This is a genomic window from Nocardioides sp. AN3 (assembly GCF_054653495.1).
This window is the reverse complement of the sequence record NZ_BAAIGC010000009.1, coordinates 1-18,857: the sequence shown is the minus strand read 5'-3', so window position 1 is coordinate 18,857 and position 18,857 is coordinate 1. Positions and strand designations below refer to the sequence as shown.

The 18,857-nt window shown below is 71.1% G+C and carries 18 protein-coding genes; 8 read left to right on the top strand and 10 right to left on the bottom strand.

What is annotated here, in order from left to right; all coding sequences use genetic code 11:
• The first annotated feature begins 15 nt into the window (after positions 1-15).
• Genes ACYQ1K_RS11980 through fabG form a run of 6 tightly spaced genes read left to right on the top strand, consistent with a single transcriptional unit; the run spans position 16 to position 6,866 of the window.
• A complete protein-coding gene (locus ACYQ1K_RS11980; protein WP_459983217.1) occupies positions 16-1,065 on the top strand; it encodes an LLM class flavin-dependent oxidoreductase in 1,050 nt (349 codons plus the stop codon).
• Entirely contained in the window at positions 1,062-1,748 is a 687-nt protein-coding gene (locus ACYQ1K_RS11975; RefSeq protein ID WP_459983216.1) for an enoyl-CoA hydratase/isomerase family protein, read from the top strand. The genes ACYQ1K_RS11980 and ACYQ1K_RS11975 overlap by 4 nt, the downstream gene beginning before the upstream one ends.
• Positions 1,741-2,898, top strand: coding sequence for an acyl-CoA dehydrogenase family protein (locus ACYQ1K_RS11970; protein WP_459983215.1), 1,158 nt, complete (start codon positions 1,741-1,743; stop codon positions 2,896-2,898). Before ACYQ1K_RS11975 ends, ACYQ1K_RS11970 begins: the two co-directional genes overlap by 8 nt.
• Positions 2,899-2,935: 37 nt before the next feature.
• Positions 2,936-5,518: a bifunctional FO biosynthesis protein CofGH gene (locus ACYQ1K_RS11965; protein WP_459983214.1), complete on the top strand. Its 2,583-nt coding sequence runs from the start codon at positions 2,936-2,938 to the stop codon at positions 5,516-5,518.
• Positions 5,515-6,129, top strand: a complete 615-nt coding sequence (gene cofC / locus ACYQ1K_RS11960) for a 2-phospho-L-lactate guanylyltransferase (RefSeq protein WP_459983213.1) — start codon at positions 5,515-5,517, stop codon at positions 6,127-6,129. The genes ACYQ1K_RS11965 and cofC overlap by 4 nt, the downstream gene beginning before the upstream one ends.
• Positions 6,126-6,866: a 3-oxoacyl-ACP reductase FabG gene (fabG, locus tag ACYQ1K_RS11955; RefSeq protein WP_459983212.1), complete on the top strand. Its 741-nt coding sequence runs from the start codon at positions 6,126-6,128 to the stop codon at positions 6,864-6,866. The genes cofC and fabG overlap by 4 nt, the downstream gene beginning before the upstream one ends.
• Before the next feature lie 76 nt (positions 6,867-6,942).
• On the opposite strand, the gene ACYQ1K_RS11950 is transcribed toward fabG, so the two are convergent.
• The 3 genes from ACYQ1K_RS11950 to ACYQ1K_RS11940 all read right to left on the bottom strand — a co-directional run bounded on the left by ACYQ1K_RS11950 (position 6,943) and on the right by ACYQ1K_RS11940 (position 9,316).
• Positions 6,943-7,971: an SLAC1 family transporter gene (locus ACYQ1K_RS11950; RefSeq protein WP_459983211.1), complete on the bottom strand. Its 1,029-nt coding sequence runs from the start codon at positions 7,969-7,971 to the stop codon at positions 6,943-6,945.
• A 68-nt stretch (positions 7,972-8,039) separates the two neighbouring features.
• Positions 8,040-8,480: an OsmC family protein gene (locus ACYQ1K_RS11945; protein ID WP_459983210.1), complete on the bottom strand. Its 441-nt coding sequence runs from the start codon at positions 8,478-8,480 to the stop codon at positions 8,040-8,042.
• Positions 8,481-8,482: 2 nt separating this feature from the next.
• Positions 8,483-9,316: a substrate-binding domain-containing protein gene (locus ACYQ1K_RS11940; RefSeq protein WP_459983209.1), complete on the bottom strand. Its 834-nt coding sequence runs from the start codon at positions 9,314-9,316 to the stop codon at positions 8,483-8,485.
• Positions 9,317-9,459: 143 nt separating this feature from the next.
• Between ACYQ1K_RS11940 and ACYQ1K_RS11935 the strand changes: the two genes are divergently transcribed.
• A complete protein-coding gene (locus ACYQ1K_RS11935; protein WP_459983361.1) occupies positions 9,460-10,095 on the top strand; it encodes a GTP cyclohydrolase II in 636 nt (211 codons plus the stop codon).
• A gap of 94 nt (positions 10,096-10,189) precedes the next feature.
• On the opposite strand, the gene ACYQ1K_RS11930 is transcribed toward ACYQ1K_RS11935, so the two are convergent.
• The 6 genes from ACYQ1K_RS11930 to ACYQ1K_RS11905 all read right to left on the bottom strand — a co-directional run bounded on the left by ACYQ1K_RS11930 (position 10,190) and on the right by ACYQ1K_RS11905 (position 17,058).
• Positions 10,190-10,933, bottom strand: coding sequence for a head GIN domain-containing protein (locus tag ACYQ1K_RS11930; protein WP_459983208.1), 744 nt, complete (start codon positions 10,931-10,933; stop codon positions 10,190-10,192).
• A 226-nt stretch (positions 10,934-11,159) separates the two neighbouring features.
• Positions 11,160-11,561, bottom strand: coding sequence for a PGPGW domain-containing protein (locus ACYQ1K_RS11925; RefSeq protein ID WP_459983207.1), 402 nt, complete (start codon positions 11,559-11,561; stop codon positions 11,160-11,162).
• A gap of 64 nt (positions 11,562-11,625) precedes the next feature.
• Positions 11,626-13,239, bottom strand: coding sequence for a DHA2 family efflux MFS transporter permease subunit (locus ACYQ1K_RS11920; protein ID WP_459983206.1), 1,614 nt, complete (start codon positions 13,237-13,239; stop codon positions 11,626-11,628).
• 201 nt (positions 13,240-13,440) lie between these two features.
• Positions 13,441-15,306: a Na+/H+ antiporter NhaA gene (locus tag ACYQ1K_RS11915; RefSeq protein ID WP_459983205.1), complete on the bottom strand. Its 1,866-nt coding sequence runs from the start codon at positions 15,304-15,306 to the stop codon at positions 13,441-13,443.
• A 13-nt stretch (positions 15,307-15,319) separates the two neighbouring features.
• Positions 15,320-16,498, bottom strand: a complete 1,179-nt coding sequence (locus tag ACYQ1K_RS11910; RefSeq protein ID WP_459983204.1) for an acyl-CoA dehydrogenase family protein — start codon at positions 16,496-16,498, stop codon at positions 15,320-15,322.
• 206 nt (positions 16,499-16,704) lie between these two features.
• Entirely contained in the window at positions 16,705-17,058 is a 354-nt protein-coding gene (locus tag ACYQ1K_RS11905; RefSeq protein ID WP_459983203.1) for a hypothetical protein, read from the bottom strand.
• 38 nt (positions 17,059-17,096) lie between these two features.
• Here ACYQ1K_RS11905 and ACYQ1K_RS11900 point away from each other — a divergent pair, with 38 nt between their 5' ends.
• Positions 17,097-17,546 (top strand): MarR family winged helix-turn-helix transcriptional regulator, encoded by a 450-nt coding sequence (locus tag ACYQ1K_RS11900; RefSeq protein WP_459983202.1) that lies wholly within the window; start codon positions 17,097-17,099, stop codon positions 17,544-17,546.
• Here the strand turns inward: ACYQ1K_RS11900 and ACYQ1K_RS11895 are convergent.
• A partial coding sequence (locus tag ACYQ1K_RS11895; protein WP_459983201.1) for a hypothetical protein occupies positions 17,524-18,857 on the bottom strand: 1,334 nt, incomplete at its 5' end. The genes ACYQ1K_RS11900 and ACYQ1K_RS11895 overlap by 23 nt on opposite strands.

The window sequence follows — 18,857 nt, the reverse complement described above, 5'->3', positions numbered from 1 at the left end:
GAAACGAGTGCTCACATGATCAAAGGCATCCAACTCCACGCCTGGGCCGGCGCGCCCGAGATGGTGGAGGTCGCGGAGATGGCCGCGGAGGCGTTCGAGACCATCTGGGTGACCGACCAGCTCCAGTCGCGCAGCGTCGCGGCCGTCCTCGGAGCCGTGGCGGCTCGGACCGGTGCGGGCGTCGGCACTGCCGTCACGTTCCCGTTCGGCCGCAACCCGCTCGAGCAGGCGTCGACGATGGCGACGCTGGCGGAGTTCATGCCCAAGGGCCGGAAGGTCAGCATGGGCATCGGCACGGGCGGAGGGCTCGTCAGCGCGCTGATGCCCCGTGAGCGGCCCCTGGAGAGCGTCGCCGAGCTCATCGGCCTCTGCCGCGCCCTGTGGCGCGGGGAGCCCGTCCGGCTGGGCGACTACCCGCTGACCTGCGCCCGGCTGCGCCTGCGCCCGGACGGCAATGTCGACTTCCCGTGGGTGGAGGACCCGGACGTTCGGATCGTCGTCGCCGGCGCCGGCCCCAAGGTCCTGGAGCTCGCCGGCGAGCTGGCCGATGGCGTGATCTGTGCGAGCAACTTCCCTGCCCACAGCCTGGCGGCCTTCCGCAGCGGTCAGTTCGACTCGATCAGCCACCTCGACAGCCTCGACGCAGGCCGCAGCCGGAGTGAACGGCCGGAGTTCGCCCGGATCTACGGGGTGAACATCTCGGTCTCGAAGGACCGGGACGCCGCGAACGCGGCCGCACGCCGACAGGCGTCCCTCATCGTCAGCCAGCAGCCGCACGAGAGCCTGGAGAATGCCGGCTTCGAGCCGTCCGACTACGCCGCGACGCGGGCCGCCGTCCACGACGGGCGCGGCATCGCCCGGGCGGCCGAGCTTCTCCCGCAGCAGGTCGCGGACCAGTTGGTGGTCTCGGGCACGCCTGACGACTGCGTCTCCGCGCTGGGCGAGCTGCTCGACTACGCGCGCGCAGCCGGCTTCACGGAGGCGTACGTCGGCGCGCCGGTCGGACCGGACCCGCGCGAGGCCGTCGAGCTGCTCACGACGCAGGTGCTCAAGGAGTTCCTGTGACGGCGGCACTGCCGATCGGCGAGGACGTGTGCCTGCTCCAGGTCGACGGGCCGGTCGCCACGGTCACGTTGAACCGCCCGGCGGCCAAGAACGCCCTGAACCTCCCGCTGCTCCACGCACTCGCCGATCAGCTCCGACAGTGCCTCGAGGCGGAGGTCTCGGTGCTCGTGCTGCGGGCGGAGGGGACCGCGTTCTGCGCCGGTGCCGACCTGCGCTCCGACGATGGCACCGCGATCGGACAGCCCGGCCTGCGGCGTCGCCTCATCGAAGAGGTGCTGGGCCTGGTGGCGTCCTTCCCGGTCGCGATCGCGGTCGTCCAGGGGCCGGCTGTCGGCGGCGGCTGGGGCCTCGCCTTCGCCGCGGACGTCGTCCTCGCCGCGGAGGACGCCGTCTTCAGGTTCCCCGAGCTCGCGCTCGGGTTCGTCCCGCCGGCGCCGATCGTCGCGCGGTTCGGCGAGGTCGCCGGCCCCGTACGGTCGCTGCGGCTGCTCGGGTCGGGGGAGTCCTTCAGCGCCACCGACCCCGCCCTCGCCGGGCTCGTCGAGACGCTCGCCGCGGACGCTCTGCCCGGCAGGGCCCGCCAGCTCGCCGAGCTGTTCGCCGGATCCGCGCCCGGGCTCCTCCGAGTCCTCAAGGACAGCATCAGCACCGCACCCGTCGTCGAAAGGCACGACCATGAGTAACACCGAGAGCCACGAGTCCGCCGACCAGCTGGAGCTGCGCCGGACGGCGCGCGCCCTGTTCGCCAAGCTCGCGCCCGAGCGCGACATCCGGATCTGGGACGAGGAGGGCACCTACCCGGCCGACCTCTACCGCGAGATCGCGGCCCTCGGCTGGTACGACATCGTGGCCGACGGCCCCATCGAGGGCACCGCCGGCCTCCTGACGGCGCTGTGCGAGGAGATCGGGCGCGGCAGCTCCGACCTCGTGGCCCTCTTCAACCTCAACCTCAGCGGAGTCAGGGACCTGCAGCGTTGGGGCACGCCCGAGCAGCAGCTGACCTACTCAGGGCCCGTGCTGCGCGGTGAGGGCCGGTTCTCCGTCGCCGTGAGCGAGCCCGACGTCGGCTCGGACGCGGCCAGCGTCGTCACGCGGGCTGAGGCCGACGGCTCCGGTGGATGGGTGCTGAACGGGCAGAAGACCTACTGCGAAGGCGCCGGCATTCCCGGCACGGTGATGGAGCTCGTCGCGAAGGTCGGTGACGGGGGGCGCAAGCGCGACCAGCTCGCCGTCTTCCTGGTGCCCGCGGACACACCCGGCATCGAGATCCGACGGATGCCGGCGCTCGGCCGCAACATCAGCGGGATCTACGAGGTCTTCCTGCGCGATGTCCATCTGCCGTCGGACGCGTTGCTCGGCGAGCCCGGGCAGGGATGGGAGATCCTCAAGCAGCGGCTGGTGCTGGAGCGGATCATGATCAGCTCCGGCTTCGTCGGCAGCTCCTCCGCGGTCATCGACATGACGGTCGAGTACGCCAACGAGCGCGAGCAGTTCGGGCGCCCGATCGCGTCCTACCAGGGCGTCTCGCTGCCTCTCGCCGAGATGCACATCCGACTGGACGCGGCGCGATGCGCGGTGAGGCGGTCAGCCGACCTGTTCGACCGGGGCCTGCCGTGTGAGGTGGAGAGCACGATGGCGAAGTTCCTCTGCGGCCAGATCTACGCCGAGTCCTCGGCACTGGCGATGCAGATCCAGGGCGCCTACGGCTACGTCCGCGACCACGCGCTTCCGATGCACCACTCCGATGGCATCATCGCTCGCGTCGTCGCCGGTCCCCCGTCCCTGCAGCTCGACTACGTGGCCCGGTCCATCGGCCTGCGTGTCGGGAAGTGACCATGGGCGCCCTCCCGATGTCCCCGGGATCGCAACGATGACCTCCGCGCCGGGACTGCGCCGTGCGCTCGCTCGGGCCCGGTCAGGGAAGACGATCGACCGCGCCGAGGCAGCCGCGCTCCTCACCGCCCGTGGCACCGAGCTCGACGAGCTGTGCGGCATCGCGGCGGGTGTCCGCGACGCCGGGCTGCGGGAGGCGGGCCGCGCGGGTCTGATCACCTACAGCCGCAAGGTCTTCGTGCCGCTCACCCGACTGTGCCGGGACCGCTGCCACTACTGCACCTTCGCCACGACGCCCGGGCGCGTCGACGCCCCCTACCTCTCGCCGGACGAGGTGCTCGACATCGCGCGTCGCGGCGCGGAGCTGGGGTGCAAGGAGGCGCTGTTCACCCTGGGGGACCGGCCCGAGGACCGATGGGAGGCGGCCCGGTCGTGGCTGGAGTCGCGCGGGTACGACGACACGCTCAGCTATGTGCGGGCGATGGCGATCCTCGTCCTCGAGGAGACGGGTCTGGTCCCGCACCTCAACCCGGGCGTGATGTCGTGGGCCGAGATCCAGCGGATGAAGCCGGTCTCGGGGTCGATGGGCCTCATGCTGGAGACGACGGCGAGGAGCCTGTGGGCCGAGCCCGGCGGATGCCACTTCGGGTCGCCCGACAAGGAGCCGGCCGTCCGGCTGCGGATGATCGAGGATGCCTCCAGGAGCAACGTGCCCTTCACCACGGGGATCCTGGTGGGCATCGGCGAGACCCTGGAGGACCGGGTCGAGTCGATCTTCGAGCTTCGCCGCATCGCGCGCCAGTACGGCGCGATCCAGGAGGTCATCGTCCAGAACTTCCGCGCCAAGGACGACACCGCGATGCGGCTCACCCCGGATGCGGACGCCGACGACTACCTCGCGACGGTCGCCGTCACCCGCGTCGTGATGGGTCCGCGGATGCGGATCCAGGCGCCGCCGAACCTGAGCGATTCGGCCGAGTGCCTCCGACTCGTCGCCGCAGGCGTCGACGACTGGGGTGGGGTGTCTCCGCTGACGCCGGACCACGTGAACCCCGAGCGACCCTGGCCCCATCTCGACTCCCTCGCGGAGCTCACCGCATCCGCCGGCTTCACGCTGCGCGAGCGCCTGGCGCTGCAGCCGGAGTACGTGCTCGACGCCGAGCCCTGGGTCGACAGCCGGATCCGTCCGTTCGTCGAGGCGCTGGCCGACCCGGAGACGGGTCTGGCCCGCGACGTTCGGCCGGTCGGGCGGCCCTGGCAGCAGGCGGCGGGGCAGGTGGAGTCGTCAGGCCGCACGGACCTGCACGTTGCGATCGACGGGGAAGGTCGGCGTACCGACAAGCGCGGCGACTTCGCCGCCGCCTTCGGCTCCTGGGACGTCCTGGCCGACGAGATCAAGGCCCGCCGACCCGAGCACGCACACGCCGGTGCGCCCGTCCGCCTCGAGGCCGATGTCCTGGCGGCGCTGCGGGCGGCGGAGCGTGCCCCGGGCGAGCTGTCCGACGAGCAGGCGATGGTCCTGATCCACGCCGACGGCGCCAGCCTGGACGCCCTCTGCGAGCTCGCCGACCGGGTCCGCCAGGACGCCGTCGGCGACGACGTCACCTATGTCGTCAACAGGAACGTGAACTTCAGCAACGTCTGCTACGTCGGCTGCCGGTTCTGCGCGTTCGCCCAGCGGGCGAGTGACGCGGACGCCTACCGGCTCTCGCTCGAGGAGGTGGGGAGCCGCGTCAAGCAGGCCTGGGACGTCGGGGCCACCGAGATCTGCATGCAGGGCGGGATCGACCCAGGCATGCCCAGCGACTTCTACTTCGACCTCGCCCGCGAGGTGAAGAGGGTCAGCCCGCAGATGCACCTGCACGCCTTCTCGCCGATGGAGGTCATCAGCGGCGCGTCGAGAATGGGCATCTCAATCGAGGAGTGGCTGACCGAGGCGAAGGCCGCCGGTCTCGACTCGATCCCGGGCACCGCCGCCGAGATCCTCGACGACGAGGTGCGGTGGATCCTCACCAAGGGCAAGCTGCCCGCTGAGGAGTGGATCCGGGTCGTCACGACGGCGCACCGGGTCGGCATCGGTTCCACCGCCACGATGATGTACGGCCACGTCGACGAGCCGCGCCACTGGGTCGCACACCTCAAGCTGCTCGCCCGCATCCAGGAGCAGACCGGAGGCTTCACCGAGTTCGTGCCGCTGCCGTTCGTGCACCAGAGCTCACCCATCTACCTGGCGGGCGTCGCCCGACCGGGACCGAGCCGGCGCGACAACCGAGCCGTGCACGCGATGGCGCGGCTGCTGCTGCACGGCGGGATCCCGAACATCCAGTGCTCGTGGGTCAAGCTCGCGCCGCAGGAGTGCGTCGACTTGCTCGCCTCCGGCGTGAACGACCTGGGTGGGACGCTCATGGAGGAGACGATCAGCCGGATGGCCGGCTCGTCCAACGGCTCGATGAAGAAGATCGCCGACATTCGCGAGATGGCGGCCCTCGCCGGGCGCCCGGCCCGCCAGCGCGACACCGCGTACGGGCGCGTCAGTGACGAGCGGGCCCGGGCGGCCGAGAGCTTCGACGTCGACGCTCCGCGCGTCATCCCGCTGAGCGTCGGGTTCGTGGGGTCATGATGGACGACCGACCGGTCCTGCTCGTCCCCCAGAAGGACCTCGCCAAGGCCAAGGGCAGGATGTCCCTGGCGGCGCCACGGCGGCGCGAGCTGGCCGTCGCGATGCTGCGCAACACGGTGACCGCGGCGCAGGCGGCCAACGTCCGCCAGGTGGTCGTGGTGCTCGACAACCCGCATGACGAGCACGAGATCGCCGATCTCGACGCCCTCGCGTTCAGTCCCGGCACGTACGGCATGAACCCGTCGCTCTCGGCGGCCGAGGAGCTCGTCCGGATGCTGTGGGGCCACGTCCCACTCGTCGTCGTGCCGACCGACCTGCCACTGATCACGACGTCGCTGGTCGACCGGGCGCTCCGTCGCGCCGCGGGTGACGAGCGCGCCTTCATCCCCGACAGGTCCGGCACGGGCACGACGCTGCTCTTCGCCGGCCCCGCCGCGCCTCTGCGGCCGGCGTACGGCCTCGGGTCGGCCGTCGCCCACGAGCGGCAGGGCGCCCGCCGGATCCTCGACGAGGACCTCGAGCGGCTGCGTCACGACGTCGACAACGTCTCCGACCTCCATGCCGCCCAGCTCAGGCTCGAACACGGATCACTACGGGAAGGTACGGCGTGAAGCTACTCGAAGGCAGGACGGCGCTCGTGACAGGCGGCGCACAGGGGATCGGTCTGGCGACGGCGGAGGCCTTCGTCGACGCCGGCGCACGGGTCGTGGTCGCGGACCTCGACGTGGACCGGGGGCGTGCGGTGGCCGACGAGCTCGCCGGCCGTGGGAGCGTGGAGGCGGTCCGCTGCGACGTCCAGAGCGGTGACGAGGTCGCGGCCGCGGTCGAGACCGCGGTCAGGCTCTTCGGCTCCTTGGACGTCATGGTCAACAACGCCGGCATCACACGGGACGCGACGATGCGCACGATGACCGAGGACCAGTTCGACCAGGTCGTGTCCGTGCATCTGAAGGGCTGCTGGAACGGCACGCGCCATGCGGCGGCCGTGATGCGCGAGCAGCGGTCCGGGTCGATCGTGAACCTGTCGTCGATCTCGGGGAAGGTGGGCTTCGTCGGGCAGACGAACTACTCGGCCGCGAAGGCCGGCATCGTCGGGCTCACCAAGGCCGCTGCGAAGGAGCTCGCCCATCACAACGTGCGCGTGAACGCCGTGCAGCCGGGTCTGATCCGGTCGGCGATGACCGAGGCGATGCCCCCGCACATCTGGGACGCCAAGCTGGCCGAGATCCCGATGCAGCGGCCCGGCGAGGCGAGCGAGGTCGCGTCGGTGATCGTCTTCCTCGCCTCCGCGATGTCCTCCTACGTCACGGGGACGGTCACCGAGATCACCGGTGGGCGGTACATGTAGGTCGTCGCCGCCCGCATGCACTCCGTGCCCCCGATCCGCGTCGGATCGGGGGCACGGCTGTGTCGAAGGTGGACCGCTACCTGTGCCCAGGCGGCCCGTGAACGAAGCGCCCCTCAGTCACGCCGGGCTGAGCCACTGACCGGCTGAGCTCCAGCAGAGACCTCGCTGCGATCACGCCAATGACGAGGGTGAGGGCTCCGACCAGCGCGACGGTCGCCTCCTGCCACGCGAAGGGACGTTCGATGCCCAACCAGATCATCGCCAGCAATGCGACGCTCTCAAGCGGGAACGTGAAGGACCAGAAGCCGACCGTGAACGGCAGGGCGAGGTACTGCGGGAGCAGCGCCAGCTGCACGAGCGCCATGAAGACGGCGAGGCCCGTCAGGCTGTCGAAGAGCGGGTCGGGTCGGCCGCCGGAGATGGTCAGCCAGGCGCCGGCGGCGAACGCAGGCGGTGCCATCATGATCGCGAGCGTGGGGACGAGCGGCGCGGGCAGACGAGGCCGTAGGGCAAGGCGGAGTAGGAGAAACACCGAGATCACGATGTAGAACAGCACCCCGACCGTGAAGCAGCCGAGCGCCAGCAGGCGCAGCCCCGACTGGCCGGCGGCCAGAGCGCCCACCAGGCCGGACGCGCTGATCGGGCAGTAGTAGCCGCCGTGGACGTCCTCGAGGGAGATCTCCCCCTCCATCCAGAAGGTCAGCATCCACGCTCCGAACACGGCGGCGACGACGATCGAGCAGACGGCCAGGACGGTGCCGGCGCCGGCGTACGTGCGGTGCAGGCCGACGCCGAGCAACATCGCCGTGATGGGGAGCAGTGCGGCGAGCGGCCCGTGGCCGACGTGCCGCAGCTGGTCGGACAGACGGTGGTCGGTCCGGGTCCCACGGTGCACGTGGGCGGCCGCGGTCACGAGCCACGAGATGCCCGCGATGACCCAGAAGACCTGCGCGAACCCGTCCGGCGCGCCGACGGCCGTCATGCCGACGGACCACACCTGGGCGAGACCGGCGAGCCCGAGGGGAATGGCGAGGGTGCTCAGGGGAAGGCGCTCGCGGGCCCGACCGAGGGAGACTGGCTGCCGAATCGGCCGTGGGACTGACATGGTGAACCTTTCAAGCTACGCCCGGCGGTCTCGACGCGGGGTCGTGATGTGGTGGTGCGGCCGTCCGTTCAGGCAAGCGGCGCGCGCACTCCGAGCTCTTCGATGACCTGACCCGCCGCGTCCAGCAGGGCCTGGCCGGGGCGGCGGCGAGCGACCTGCGGGAGTACGGCGCGCAGCCGCTCGGCGTGGTCGTCACTCGCCACGACCCAGTCCAAGCGGACGAGCTCGAAGACGGGGGCGTCCTCCCTGCCCATGACGCGGTCGACGTTCAAGGTCGCCGAGACCCGCAGCGTCGCAGACTCGGCCACCTCGCCCTCGCCGACGAGGCGCAGGACCACCAGCGATGCGGCCGCCAGGCCGGCGATCATGTGCTCGACCGGGTTGGCACCGGTGTCGTGGCCACCGTAGCGCTCGGCCTCGTCGACGACGAGGTCGTGGGTGCGCGCCGCGACACGTGTCCCGTGCGTGGCCTGCTCGGCGTCGACCACCAGGATCTCTCGGATCGCCATCGTCAGCCCACCTCTGCGAAGAAGTCGCTCGCCGCGCTCGGGTCGACGCCCAGGTGGGCGGCCAGCCAGGCCCGGGCCTGCTCGCCGACCCGGTGGGCGACGGCGGCGTCCGGCCCGTACTGCGCCGCGACGATGCCACGCAGCAGGTGGGTCGCATCGGCCCGACTGCCGTCCAGCATCAGGTCCACCATCGCGTCGGCCGCGACTGAGTCCGCCTGCCTGATGAGGGCGAGTGCTGACCGCTGCGCGGCCACCACCGCATCAAGCTCCTGTGGGTCGACGTCACTCTCGACGTCGACCGCGATGCCGGCTGTCGGGAACCGGATCTGATCGCCGAAGTAGGCGACCGGCCTCAGCCCCTGCCTGAGGAGGGCACGTGGCGCGAACGACGAGCCCAGCGCGGCGATGCCGGCGACCCCCGAGGTCAAGGCCTGAAGCCGGCGGCGGTCCCCCTCGAGTCCCACGGGGAAGCGGAGCACCGTCTGCCCCTCGCTCGGCACGCCCTGGTCGGCGAGCATGCGAAGGGTGAAGGCCCACACGATCGACTCCTCCGGGTGCGCGGCGACGACCGGGGGCGTCATCGGGCAGCTGTCGCGGCGCCAGAGCCAGAACATCGGGTGGACGGTGTGCACCAGCGCCGCTCGCCAGTGCCTCGAGCCCTTGAGCGACTCGATGAGCGAGCCGCCGAGGCCGGCCGACAGGGGCGCCTCCGGGTGGTCCGCACCTGCCACCGCTTTGACCTCCACCCCCAACCGCTCGTAGTAGCCGGCTCGTTCGGCGACCTGGTGGCAGATGAGCTCGTGGACGTTGCGATCGCGATAGCCCAGAAGGATCACGGGCCGGCCTCCCCAAGTCAAAGATTGTTCGCTATACTGAACTCTACACAGTATTATGAACTATGAACCTATTGAGGCTGCCCCCGGCTGTCAAGGAGCAACGGCTCGGCGTCATGCCAGGACCTGAGGATCGCGTGGAGAAGATGCCGAGCGCTCGGATCCGCACGTCGGTCGATGTGCCGATCACGTTCGACGACGCCTACGAGACGACCGCCCACGTCGTCACGTTCGATGGACTCGTGGACCGTTCCGAACACCTGCTCCTGGGTCTGGGCGACTGGCGCGCGGCGGTCGACCGCGCCCGTCGTGGGGGCACTCCGCCGCTGGTGCGTCTCCACAGCGAGTGCCTGACGGGGGACGTGTTCGGGTCGGAGCGCTGCGATTGTGGGCCCCAGCTGAGGGAGGCGGTGAAGCTGGTCGCCGAGGCGGGCGGGTTCCTCCTCTATCTACGACAAGAAGGTCGTGGCATCGGGCTGTACCGGAAGCTGGACGCCTACGCGCTGCAGGACTCCGGTCTCGACACCTTCCAGGCGAACGTGGCGCTCGGACGTGGCGAGGATGAGCGGGACTATCGTGCGGCGGCTCAGATGCTGCAGGCGATGGGCACGAATGCCGTGCGCCTCTTGAGCAACAACCCGGACAAGCGCTCACAGCTGCAGGCTCATGGCATCGAGGTCGCGGCGGCGGTCCCGACCGGCGTACACCTCTCCGCAGCCAATGTCCGCTACCTCAGGGCCAAGCGCGACCACAGCGCACACACCCTCGAGATCGACGCCTGAGCATCCTCACTCATGCGTCGGGGTGGGACTGTTGAGCCGTCGCGTTTCGCGGAGCTTGCCGCCTGAACGTCGGGTGACGACGCAAGCTGCGCGGCTACTGGGGCTCGACCGTGCCGCTGCCGGTCACGGATGTGGTCACGTGAGGCGGGTTGCCGGCGTAGAAGACCGCGCCGCTTCCGGACACCTCCGCGTGGAGCGTCTCGGTCGCGTGCACCTGGATCTCACCTGAGCCTGACAGCTGCACCTCGACATCGTGCGCGACGAGCCCGTGCATGTTCATCTGGCCGGAGCCCGGGAGGCTGGCGTCCAGGTGCTCGGTCCGGCCCGAGACGAGCATGGTTCCGCTGCCTGGGAGGCTCGCTGTGAAGGAGTCCGCGTGCACGTCGTCGACGATCAGGTTGCCGCTGCCCGTGAGGCTCGCCCTCGTCAGCCTCGGCACGACGACGGAGACGCGCATCGGCGCCCGGGTCTCGAAGCTCCCCGACGTGTCGACGACCAAGGTGCCCGCGCTGACCGTCGTGTGGACGTGGGCGATCAGGTTGTCGTCGGCATGCACGACGACTGACTGCGGCGTGCCGACCTGGACCGAGACGTTGGTGCTGCCTGCCAGCTCGACGGCAGCGAACGGGGGCAGGGTCCGGGTGTCGCTTGCGCTGACGCCGGATCCGCGAAGGGTGCCCGGGCTCAGCACGCTTCCGCGGTGTCCCGGAAGCAGCAGCGCCAGCGTCACGAGCACGACGGCGACGACCGTGCCGGCACTGAGGACGACGACCAGCGCCGTCGTGGAAGGACGGCGGGTGCGCGGAGCCTCGGTCCGCTGCTCGTGAGAAGTGGTCAACGCTGATCGCCTCCTGACCCCTCCCTCCATCCTCCACCGGTCGGCGGCGGCCCACAGGGCCGAAGGGCCCGGCGGTCGTGGGACCCGAGTCATGGGGATGCTGGGTGTGACATCCCCCGCGCGTCGGTCGTAGACGGGTACACCGAAGTCCGCGCGCCGGGCGTCGGTCCCGCTCAAGACCGCCTCGCCGAGGTGACTTCGGTGTACCCGTGTACGCCGGCACCCCTCAGAGCAGGACCTGCGACCCGACGTACGTCGTGATCGCCCCGGTGATGAGGGTGGTGGCGACGAAGAACCCGGCGGTGCCCAGCAGGCCGATGGCCTTGCGCGCCGGCGAGCTGCCCGACGGCAGGACCACGCGTCGCGCCCAGGCGAGACTGCGGCCGAGGAGCACCAGGAGCCGGCGCGCCCAGGGGTACTCCAACGCGAGCATGGCCAGGCCGAGCGCGATGACGACCAGGCCGGGACCGGGGAGCACGAGCATCGCGACACCGGCAAGGACGACAAGCGGCCCGCCGACGGTCACGAGGACCTTCACGCCGATGGCGCGGATGCCGCCCGCGTAAGACCAGGTCTCGATGCGAGCGAGCAGCGCGTGGGCGCGGGGGGTGAGGGACAGGTGCGACACGTCGGCTCTCGGGTCGGCGGCAGGAGGTGTCAGTCTCGCCGACCGGCCTGAGAGCGACCTGAGGTCACGTGATCGGGACGGGCGGGACCCCTTCGTCGTCGAGCAGGTGGCTCACCTCGCGCTTCCGCGGCAGCATGAGCGCCGGGATCATCGCCACGACGAGGACGACCCAGGCCACCCAGTAGGTGTTCGCGAAGGCCTGTGCGGCGCTCGCCATGCCGTGCGCGACGGCGACGGGGTTGAGGTCCAGCTTGGCGAAGAGCACCGGCTGGGTGTTCTTGAGGATCGCCGCCGTCGTCTGGGTGATGCCGTCCGGGAAGCCCGGGATGTGCTGCGTGCCGGGGATGACCGGGGAGTTCTTGAGGTTGTTGGTCAGCACGACCGACATCGTGGCGACGCCGACGGAGCTGGCGATCTGCTGGTTGATGTTGAGGAGCGTGGAGCCGCGGGCGACCTCGTGGGCCTTCAGCGTCCGCAATGCGGTCGTCATGATCGGCATCATCGTGGCGCCCATGCCCCAGCCCATGACGACGAGCATCGCGATGATCGCGCCGTACGGCGTCGTGGCGGTCAGCTGGGTCAGACCGAACATGCCGACGATGATGAGCGTCAGCCCGATGGGGACGATCCTGCCGATCGGCACGTGGTCGGACAGCCGCCCGGCGATCGGCATCGTCATCATCGCGCCGAGGCCCTGAGGAGCCACCAGCAGGCCGGCGTGCAGCGTGGACTCGCCGCGCACCTGCTGGAAGTACGTCGGCACCAGGAGAAGGCCGCCGAAGAAGGCCGCGGCGAACAGGAACATGGTGATCAACGAGAGCGCCAGGTTGCGGTTGCCGAGCAGACGCAGGTCCAGGAGCGGGTGCTGGGGCCGGAACGACCACCACACGAACGTGCCCATCAGCGCCAGGCCGACGAGTGCGGGCAGCCACACGTGCGGGTCGGTCACGTCGCCGCCGTGGCTGGGCAGAGAGGAGACGCCGAACAGGAACAGAGCGAGTCCGGGCGACATGAGCAGCATGCCGACGACGTCGAGCGACTCCGAGGGCTGAGGGTTGTCGCGCTCGAGGATGCGCCAGGCGTAGATGACGGCGATGATCCCGAGCGGCACGTTGATGAGGAAGATCCAGTGCCAGCTGGCGACCTGGATCAGCCAGCCGCCGATGATCGGGCCCATGATCGGGCCGAGCAGCATGGGGACGCCGAGGATCGCCATGAGGCGGCCCATGCGGTGCGGGCCCGCGGCTCTCGTCAAGATCGTCATGCCGAGCGGCATGAGCATGCCGCCGCCGAGGCCCTGCAGCACGCGGAACCCGATCAGCGCGTTGATGCTCCACGCGGTGGCGCAGAGCGCGGAGCCGGTGGTGAACAGACCGATCGCGGTCATGTAGAGCCGCTTGGTGCCGAAGCGGTCGGCCGCCCAGCCGGTGAGCGGGATGACGGTCGCGAGCGCCAGGGTGTAGCCGGTGACGGTCCAGGCGACGTGGGAGTAGGGGAGCTCCTGACCGCCTTCGGCGAAGACGCGCTGGAAGGTCGGGAGGGCGACGTTGACGACCGTGATGTCGAGGATCGACATGATGGCGCCGAGGACCACGACCCCCGCGATCTTGAGGACGGCGGCGTCGATGTTGTCGGGATACTGCGCAGCCGAGGGGGACTGCGAGGTGGAGGAAGCCATGGGTGAGTCCTTCCGGGGAGGTCCGGTCGGTGCGGGCGCCCCGCGAGCCGTGGACGAGCAGCCCGCGCAGGCGCTGATGCCACCTTATTCTCGGGCAACCTCCACGTCGTCCCCCTTTGTTCCCGGTGTGGAGTGGTGCCGCTGCGGAGCATTCCCTGTGGAGAGCGGGCCGGAGGGCCGGTGGGTCGGAGGAGGGCGCGCTCAGCGCTGCAGCAGCGCTCGCGCCCGCGCGTCGGCGATCGCGGCCGAGAGGGTCGCCAGGTTGAACGAGCCGAAGTGACGCCGGCCGTTGATGAAGAACGTCGGCGTCCCGGCGACGCCGGAGAGGTCCGCCGACTCGACGTCGCGCGCGACGCGGGCAGCATGGCGATGCTCGACGAGGTCGGAGCGGAAGCGCTCGAGATCCAGGCCGATCTCGCGCGCATGGGCGAGGAGGTCGCGCGGCTCGAGCCGGTCCTGATGGTCGAGCAGGCGGTCGTGCATCTCCCAGAAGCGCCCCTGTGCGGCGGCCGCCTCGCTCGCCTCGGCGGCGAGCTGGGCGTGCGGATGCACATCGGTGAGGGGCAGGTGCCGCCATACGTAGCGCAGGTCGGTGTCCTTGAGGAGCTCGCGCACCACCGGCTCGGCGCGACCGCAGTAGGGGCACTCGAGGTCGCCGTACTCCACGAGCGTCACCATCGCCGTCGCGGAGCCCCGCACGTGGTCGTGCTCCGGGTCGACCTCGGTGCACAGGTCCAGCAGCGGCGTCGCGTCGCCGAGCAGCGCGCGGGCGCGGCGTACCTCGTTCATCCGCGCCGTCCGGGCGAAGACGACGACGGAGACGCCCGTCGAGATGAGGGCCGCGGTGAGCACTCCGAGCTTCGCCTCGGCCAGCTGCGAGCCGGAGAGCGCCATGTCGGCCACGATGAAGGAGAGGGTGAACCCGATGCCCGCGAGCGTCCCGCTGCCGATGACGCCCGTCCATCCGACGGCGGGCCGGATCGACCCGCCGCTCAGCCGCTCCACGAGCCAGGACGCGCCGACGACGCCGAGCGGCTTGCCCACGACGTACGCGACGACGATGGCCCAGACGAGCCCGTGGGAGTACGCCGACCCCAGGAAGCTCCAGGACAGGTCGACCCCGGCGTTGGCGAGCGCGAAGAGCGGCACGACGACGTAGCCTGTCCACGGCTGGAGCTTGCTCTGCAGGAGTGCGTTCGTCGACACGCTGCGCAGGACGCCGACGTTCGCCGCTCGGGCCAGCTCCGCCGTGGGTTGCTCCCGGAAGCCGACGAAGAGCGTGCTCGCCTGCTCGAGGTCGTCGCGCGACGGTGCGTAGGCGGAGGTGGCCAGTCCGACGACGAGGCCGAGCACGATCGGGTCGAGGCCGCTCTCGAGCAGGGCCACCCAGGCGACGCAGAGCAGCAGCACGGGGATGAGGAAGGGTCGGGTGGCGAGGCGGCGTACGGCGACCACGAGCGCGAGTGCGACGAGGGCGACCAGCAGCGGTCGGAGTGCGACGTCTCCGGAGTAGGCGACCGTGACGACGAGCAGGGCGACCACGTCGTCGACCACGAAGACGGTCACGAGGAAGACGCGGAGCCGGTCGGGCACGCCGCGGCCGACCACGCTGAGCAGGCCGAGGGCCAGCGCCGTGTCGGTGGACATGACCATGCCCCAAGCGCCGGCGCCCGACCCGCCGTGCAGCACGGCGACGTAGATGACGATCGGCACCACCATGCCGGCCAGGCCGGCGGCGCACGGCAGCGCGAAGCGGCGGCGCTCCCGCAGGTCGCCGAGGTCGAACTCGCGCCGGGCCTCGAGCCCGACGACGAGGAAGAAGAGGGTCATGAGGCCGCTGTTGACCCAGACGCGCAGGGGCTCGCTGATCTCGTGGTGGCCGAGCCGGAAGGTCAGCCCGGTCGACCAGAGGCGCTCGTAGCCGGCCGGGTCGACGGTGCACCAGACGATCGCGACGACCACCGCCGCGACCAGCGCGGCAGCGCCGGAGGACTCAGCGGCAGCGAACGACTTCAGGCCGTGGCCGACACGGTTGACCCAGGGTGTCGAGGTGTCGTCGAAGGCCACGGGTCACATGCTGTCAGGTCGCACCAGCCGCCGTGCTGATCGTGCCCTGGTCGGCACCGTCGAGGCTGCGGCCGATGACCATGCGCTGGATCTGGTTGGTGCCCTCGAAGATCTGCATGACCTTGGCCTCGCGCATGTAGCGCTCGACCGGGAAGTCCTTGGTGTAGCCGGCCCCGCCGAGGACCTGGACCGCGTCGGTGGTGACCTTCATGGCGTTGTCGGTGGCGACGAGCTTGGCGATCGAGGCCTCCCGCGCGAAGGGCAGCCCGGCATCGCGCAGGGACGCCGCGTGCTGCAGCGTCGCCCGTGCTGACTGGACGCCGGCCTCCATGTCGGCCAGCACGAACGACAGGCCCTGGTGGTCGATGATGCGCCGACCGAAGCTCTCCCGCTGCTGGGCGTAGGCGACCGCCTTGTCGAGCGCTCCCTGTGCCAGGCCGGTGGCCACCGCGGCGATCCCCAACCTTCCCGAGTCCAGCGCCGAGAGAGCGATCCGCAGGCCCTCGCCCGGCTCCCCGATCAACCGGTCCCCGCTGACCCGGACGCCGTCCAGCCTCATCGTCGCGGTGGCCGACCCGGTCAGCCCCATCTTGTGCTCAGGAGGATCCGCGCTCAGTCCCGCGGCGTCGGCCGGCACCAGGAAGCAGGAGATGTCGCTGCGAGCCTCGCCGGTGCGGGCCAGCACGGTGTAGAAGTCCGCGTGCCCGCCGTGGGTCGTCCACGCCTTCGCGCCGGTCAGCACCCACTCATCGCCGTCGCGGACGGCACGGGTGCGCATCGCGGCCGGGTCCGACCCTGCATGCGGCTCCGAGAGGCAGTAGGCACCCAGCATCTCCCCGCCCAGCAGCTCGGGGAGCCACCGCTTGCGCTGCTCCTCGGACCCCCGCGTGACCAGCGGGTAGCAGGAGAGGGCGTGCACGCTCACCCCCACGCCGACGCTGGCCCAGACCGCGCCGATCTCCTCCAGGACACGCAGGTAGTCGGCGTAGGCGAGCCCCCCGCCGCCGTACTCCTCGGGATAGGGCAACCCCAGCAGGCCGGTCCGCCCCAACAGCCGGTACACCTCACGCGGGAAGGCCTCCTCGGCCTCCGCCTCCGCGGCCCGCGGGGCGAGCTCGTCGGCCGCGATCTGCCGCACCAGACGGAGCAGGTCGGCGGTCTCTTCACTGGCGACGACATGACGGGCGGGCATGGAGCCACCGTAATACGTGGATATCCAAGTAATCGAGTCCGCGGGCGTCCGAGCGTCAGACGAGGTGGCTGTTCCGGCGGCCGGGTCGCATGACGTCCCGAGCGTCAGACGAGTTGGCTGCTCCGGCGGCCGGGTCGCATGACGTCCCGAGCGTCAGACGAGCTGGCTGCTCCGGCGGCCGGGTCGCATGACGTCCCGAGCGCCCGTCAGCGCAGAGCGAACCAGAGGCCGACGAGGCCGGGGATGAGACCGACGAGGAGCCACGGCGCGTAGGGCCAGGCCTGGGGCTTCTTCCCGTGGATGAGGAACCCCGTGGCGACGCCGATGACACCGAAGGCACAGGCGATGATGGAGAGGCCGACGCGTGCGGCGGTGGCGTCGGCAGCGACGGTGTTCGCCGCGATCGCGATGCCGATGGCGAGGTGCGCGATCGTGAAGACGGCGAGCACCGACATCACCCAGCGCTGCACGTTGGTGAGCGAGCGGTCGTTGACGGGCCGGATCGGGTTGTCCGGGTCCATCAGGTGCCGCGGGCGCTTGGCGGGCGAGGGAGTGCTCACGACATAGTTTGTACACCAATAGTTGGTACGCTTCCAACGTGACGTCGCAGACACCGGAGCCGCCGAACCTGTTGGCCCTCGACCAGCAGGTGTGCTTCGCGCTCGCGCTCGCCTCACGCAGCGTGATCGCGTGCTACAAGCCGCTGCTGGACCCGATGGGACTCACTCATCCGCAATACCTCGTCATGCTCGCCCTCTGGGAGCACGAGCCGCGACGGGTCAAGGAGCTGGCCGGCCTGCTGGCCCTCGACCCCGGGACACTGTCGCCGCTGCTGAAGCGCCTGGAGGCCTCGGGATACGTCCGACGCGAGCGCGACCCGCACGACGAGCGCGCGCTCGCGGTCGTCCTCACCGACCGCGGGCGTGCGCTGCGCGCCGATGCGGAGCACATCCCGCCGGCGATCATCGACCGGCTGGGTCTCGAGGTCGAGGAGCTCATGGAGCTGCACCGCCGGCTGACGACGGTCATCGCGGCTGCGGCGTCGTAGCGGTCCAGATCCTGCCGCGGGCGCCGTCGTCGGACAGGAGCAGGACGCCGGCCTGGCCGGCCGCTACGCCCAGGAAGTGGTCGCCGGCCGTCGCCGGGGCGGCAGCGGGCGTCTCGACATGCTCCCAGGCCGAGGTGCCGGCGCGGTGCCACAGGGCATAGCGGGCGCCGTCGCTCGTCGTCGCCCACAGGTCGTCGCCGTGAGCCGACAGACTCGCGACGAACGGGCTCTTGCTCGCGGTCGAGGGCAGGTGGCCGAAGCTGGCTCCCTTCCTCCAGGCGCCGCCCCGGCGCGTCCACGTGCCGAACCGGTTGCCGCGCAGGCCGAGCGCCACCAGGCCCTCGGGGGTCGCGACGACCCGCTCCGCATCGTCGAATCCCGGGCCGCCCGGGATCTCCTCGCGTGCCCAGGTCGTCGCGTCGTGAGACGTCCACGCCTGGGGCTCACGGTTGAGGCTGTAGCCCGGCCGGTTGCCACCGCCGACGACCACCCACTGCGCGCCGTCCCACGCGGCGTCCTGGGCCAGCGCACTGAGCGACCTGTCGTTGGCGAGCTCCGGCACGCCCTCGTGCAGCGTGAACGCGCGGGCGTCGGCCGACGTCCAGACGGCCGGGCCGCTCACGCGGTTGCCGGTGATGAGCCAGCCATCGTCCCCGCTCGAGATGGGGCCGACGTTGGTGGCCTGCTCGCCGCCGTACTGCGTATAGGGCGCGTCGACGTCGTGCAGCCCCGCTGCGTCCTCGTAGAACGTCGTCACCCGCGGGTTGCCGTGGGCGCCCCCGGAGCGCGCGCCGACGACCGCGATCGCGTCGTGCGTGCAGGCGATCGATGTCAGGATCGCCCGCTGTCCCCAGAAGGTGGCGGCCTCGACCGGCAAAGGCGTCCATGACCGCCCGTCCGTCGACCGCCACGCCGCGGGACGGGAGTCCTGGTCCGCCGTCGGGTGGTCGAGGAAGACGCCGCCGACGACATACCAGGCCTCGCCGCACCGCGTCGCGTCCCGGACGGCGAGCCGCCCGGAGGGTCCCGGGGGGAAGGGCAGCGTCGCAGCCTTCCAGCGGGGTGTCCCAGGGTCGTCCGCATGGCCCGTGCAGCCGGCGAGGGCTGGCGCCGCCAAGGTCAACGCCAGCGCCCCGACCGCGATCGCCCGCAGCTCGGCTCGCGCGACGGCTCGCGCGACGGCTCCCGCGACGGCACGCACGACGGCTTGCACGTCGACTCCCAGGTCGGCTCGCACGTCGACTCCCAGGTGGGCTCGCAGGTCAGTAGGGGTAGAAGCCCTGGCCGCTCTTCTTGCCCAGCAGCCCGGCA

Excerpts from the sequence above, each read along its gene's own strand:
- ACYQ1K_RS11980 (WP_459983217.1), top strand. The coding sequence starts at position 16 with ATGATCAAAGGCATCCAACTCCACGCCTGGGCCGGCGCGCCCGAGATG.
- ACYQ1K_RS11970 (WP_459983215.1), top strand. The coding sequence starts at position 1,741 with ATGAGTAACACCGAGAGCCACGAGTCCGCCGACCAGCTGGAGCTGCGC.
- ACYQ1K_RS11965 (WP_459983214.1), top strand. The coding sequence starts at position 2,936 with ATGACCTCCGCGCCGGGACTGCGCCGTGCGCTCGCTCGGGCCCGGTCA.
- cofC (WP_459983213.1), top strand. The coding sequence starts at position 5,515 with ATGATGGACGACCGACCGGTCCTGCTCGTCCCCCAGAAGGACCTCGCC.
- ACYQ1K_RS11950 (WP_459983211.1), bottom strand. The coding sequence starts at position 7,971 with ATGTCAGTCCCACGGCCGATTCGGCAGCCAGTCTCCCTCGGTCGGGCC.
- ACYQ1K_RS11945 (WP_459983210.1), bottom strand. The coding sequence starts at position 8,480 with ATGGCGATCCGAGAGATCCTGGTGGTCGACGCCGAGCAGGCCACGCAC.
- ACYQ1K_RS11935 (WP_459983361.1), top strand. The coding sequence starts at position 9,460 with ATGCCGAGCGCTCGGATCCGCACGTCGGTCGATGTGCCGATCACGTTC.
- ACYQ1K_RS11920 (WP_459983206.1), bottom strand. The coding sequence starts at position 13,239 with ATGGCTTCCTCCACCTCGCAGTCCCCCTCGGCTGCGCAGTATCCCGAC.
- ACYQ1K_RS11910 (WP_459983204.1), bottom strand. The coding sequence starts at position 16,498 with ATGCCCGCCCGTCATGTCGTCGCCAGTGAAGAGACCGCCGACCTGCTC.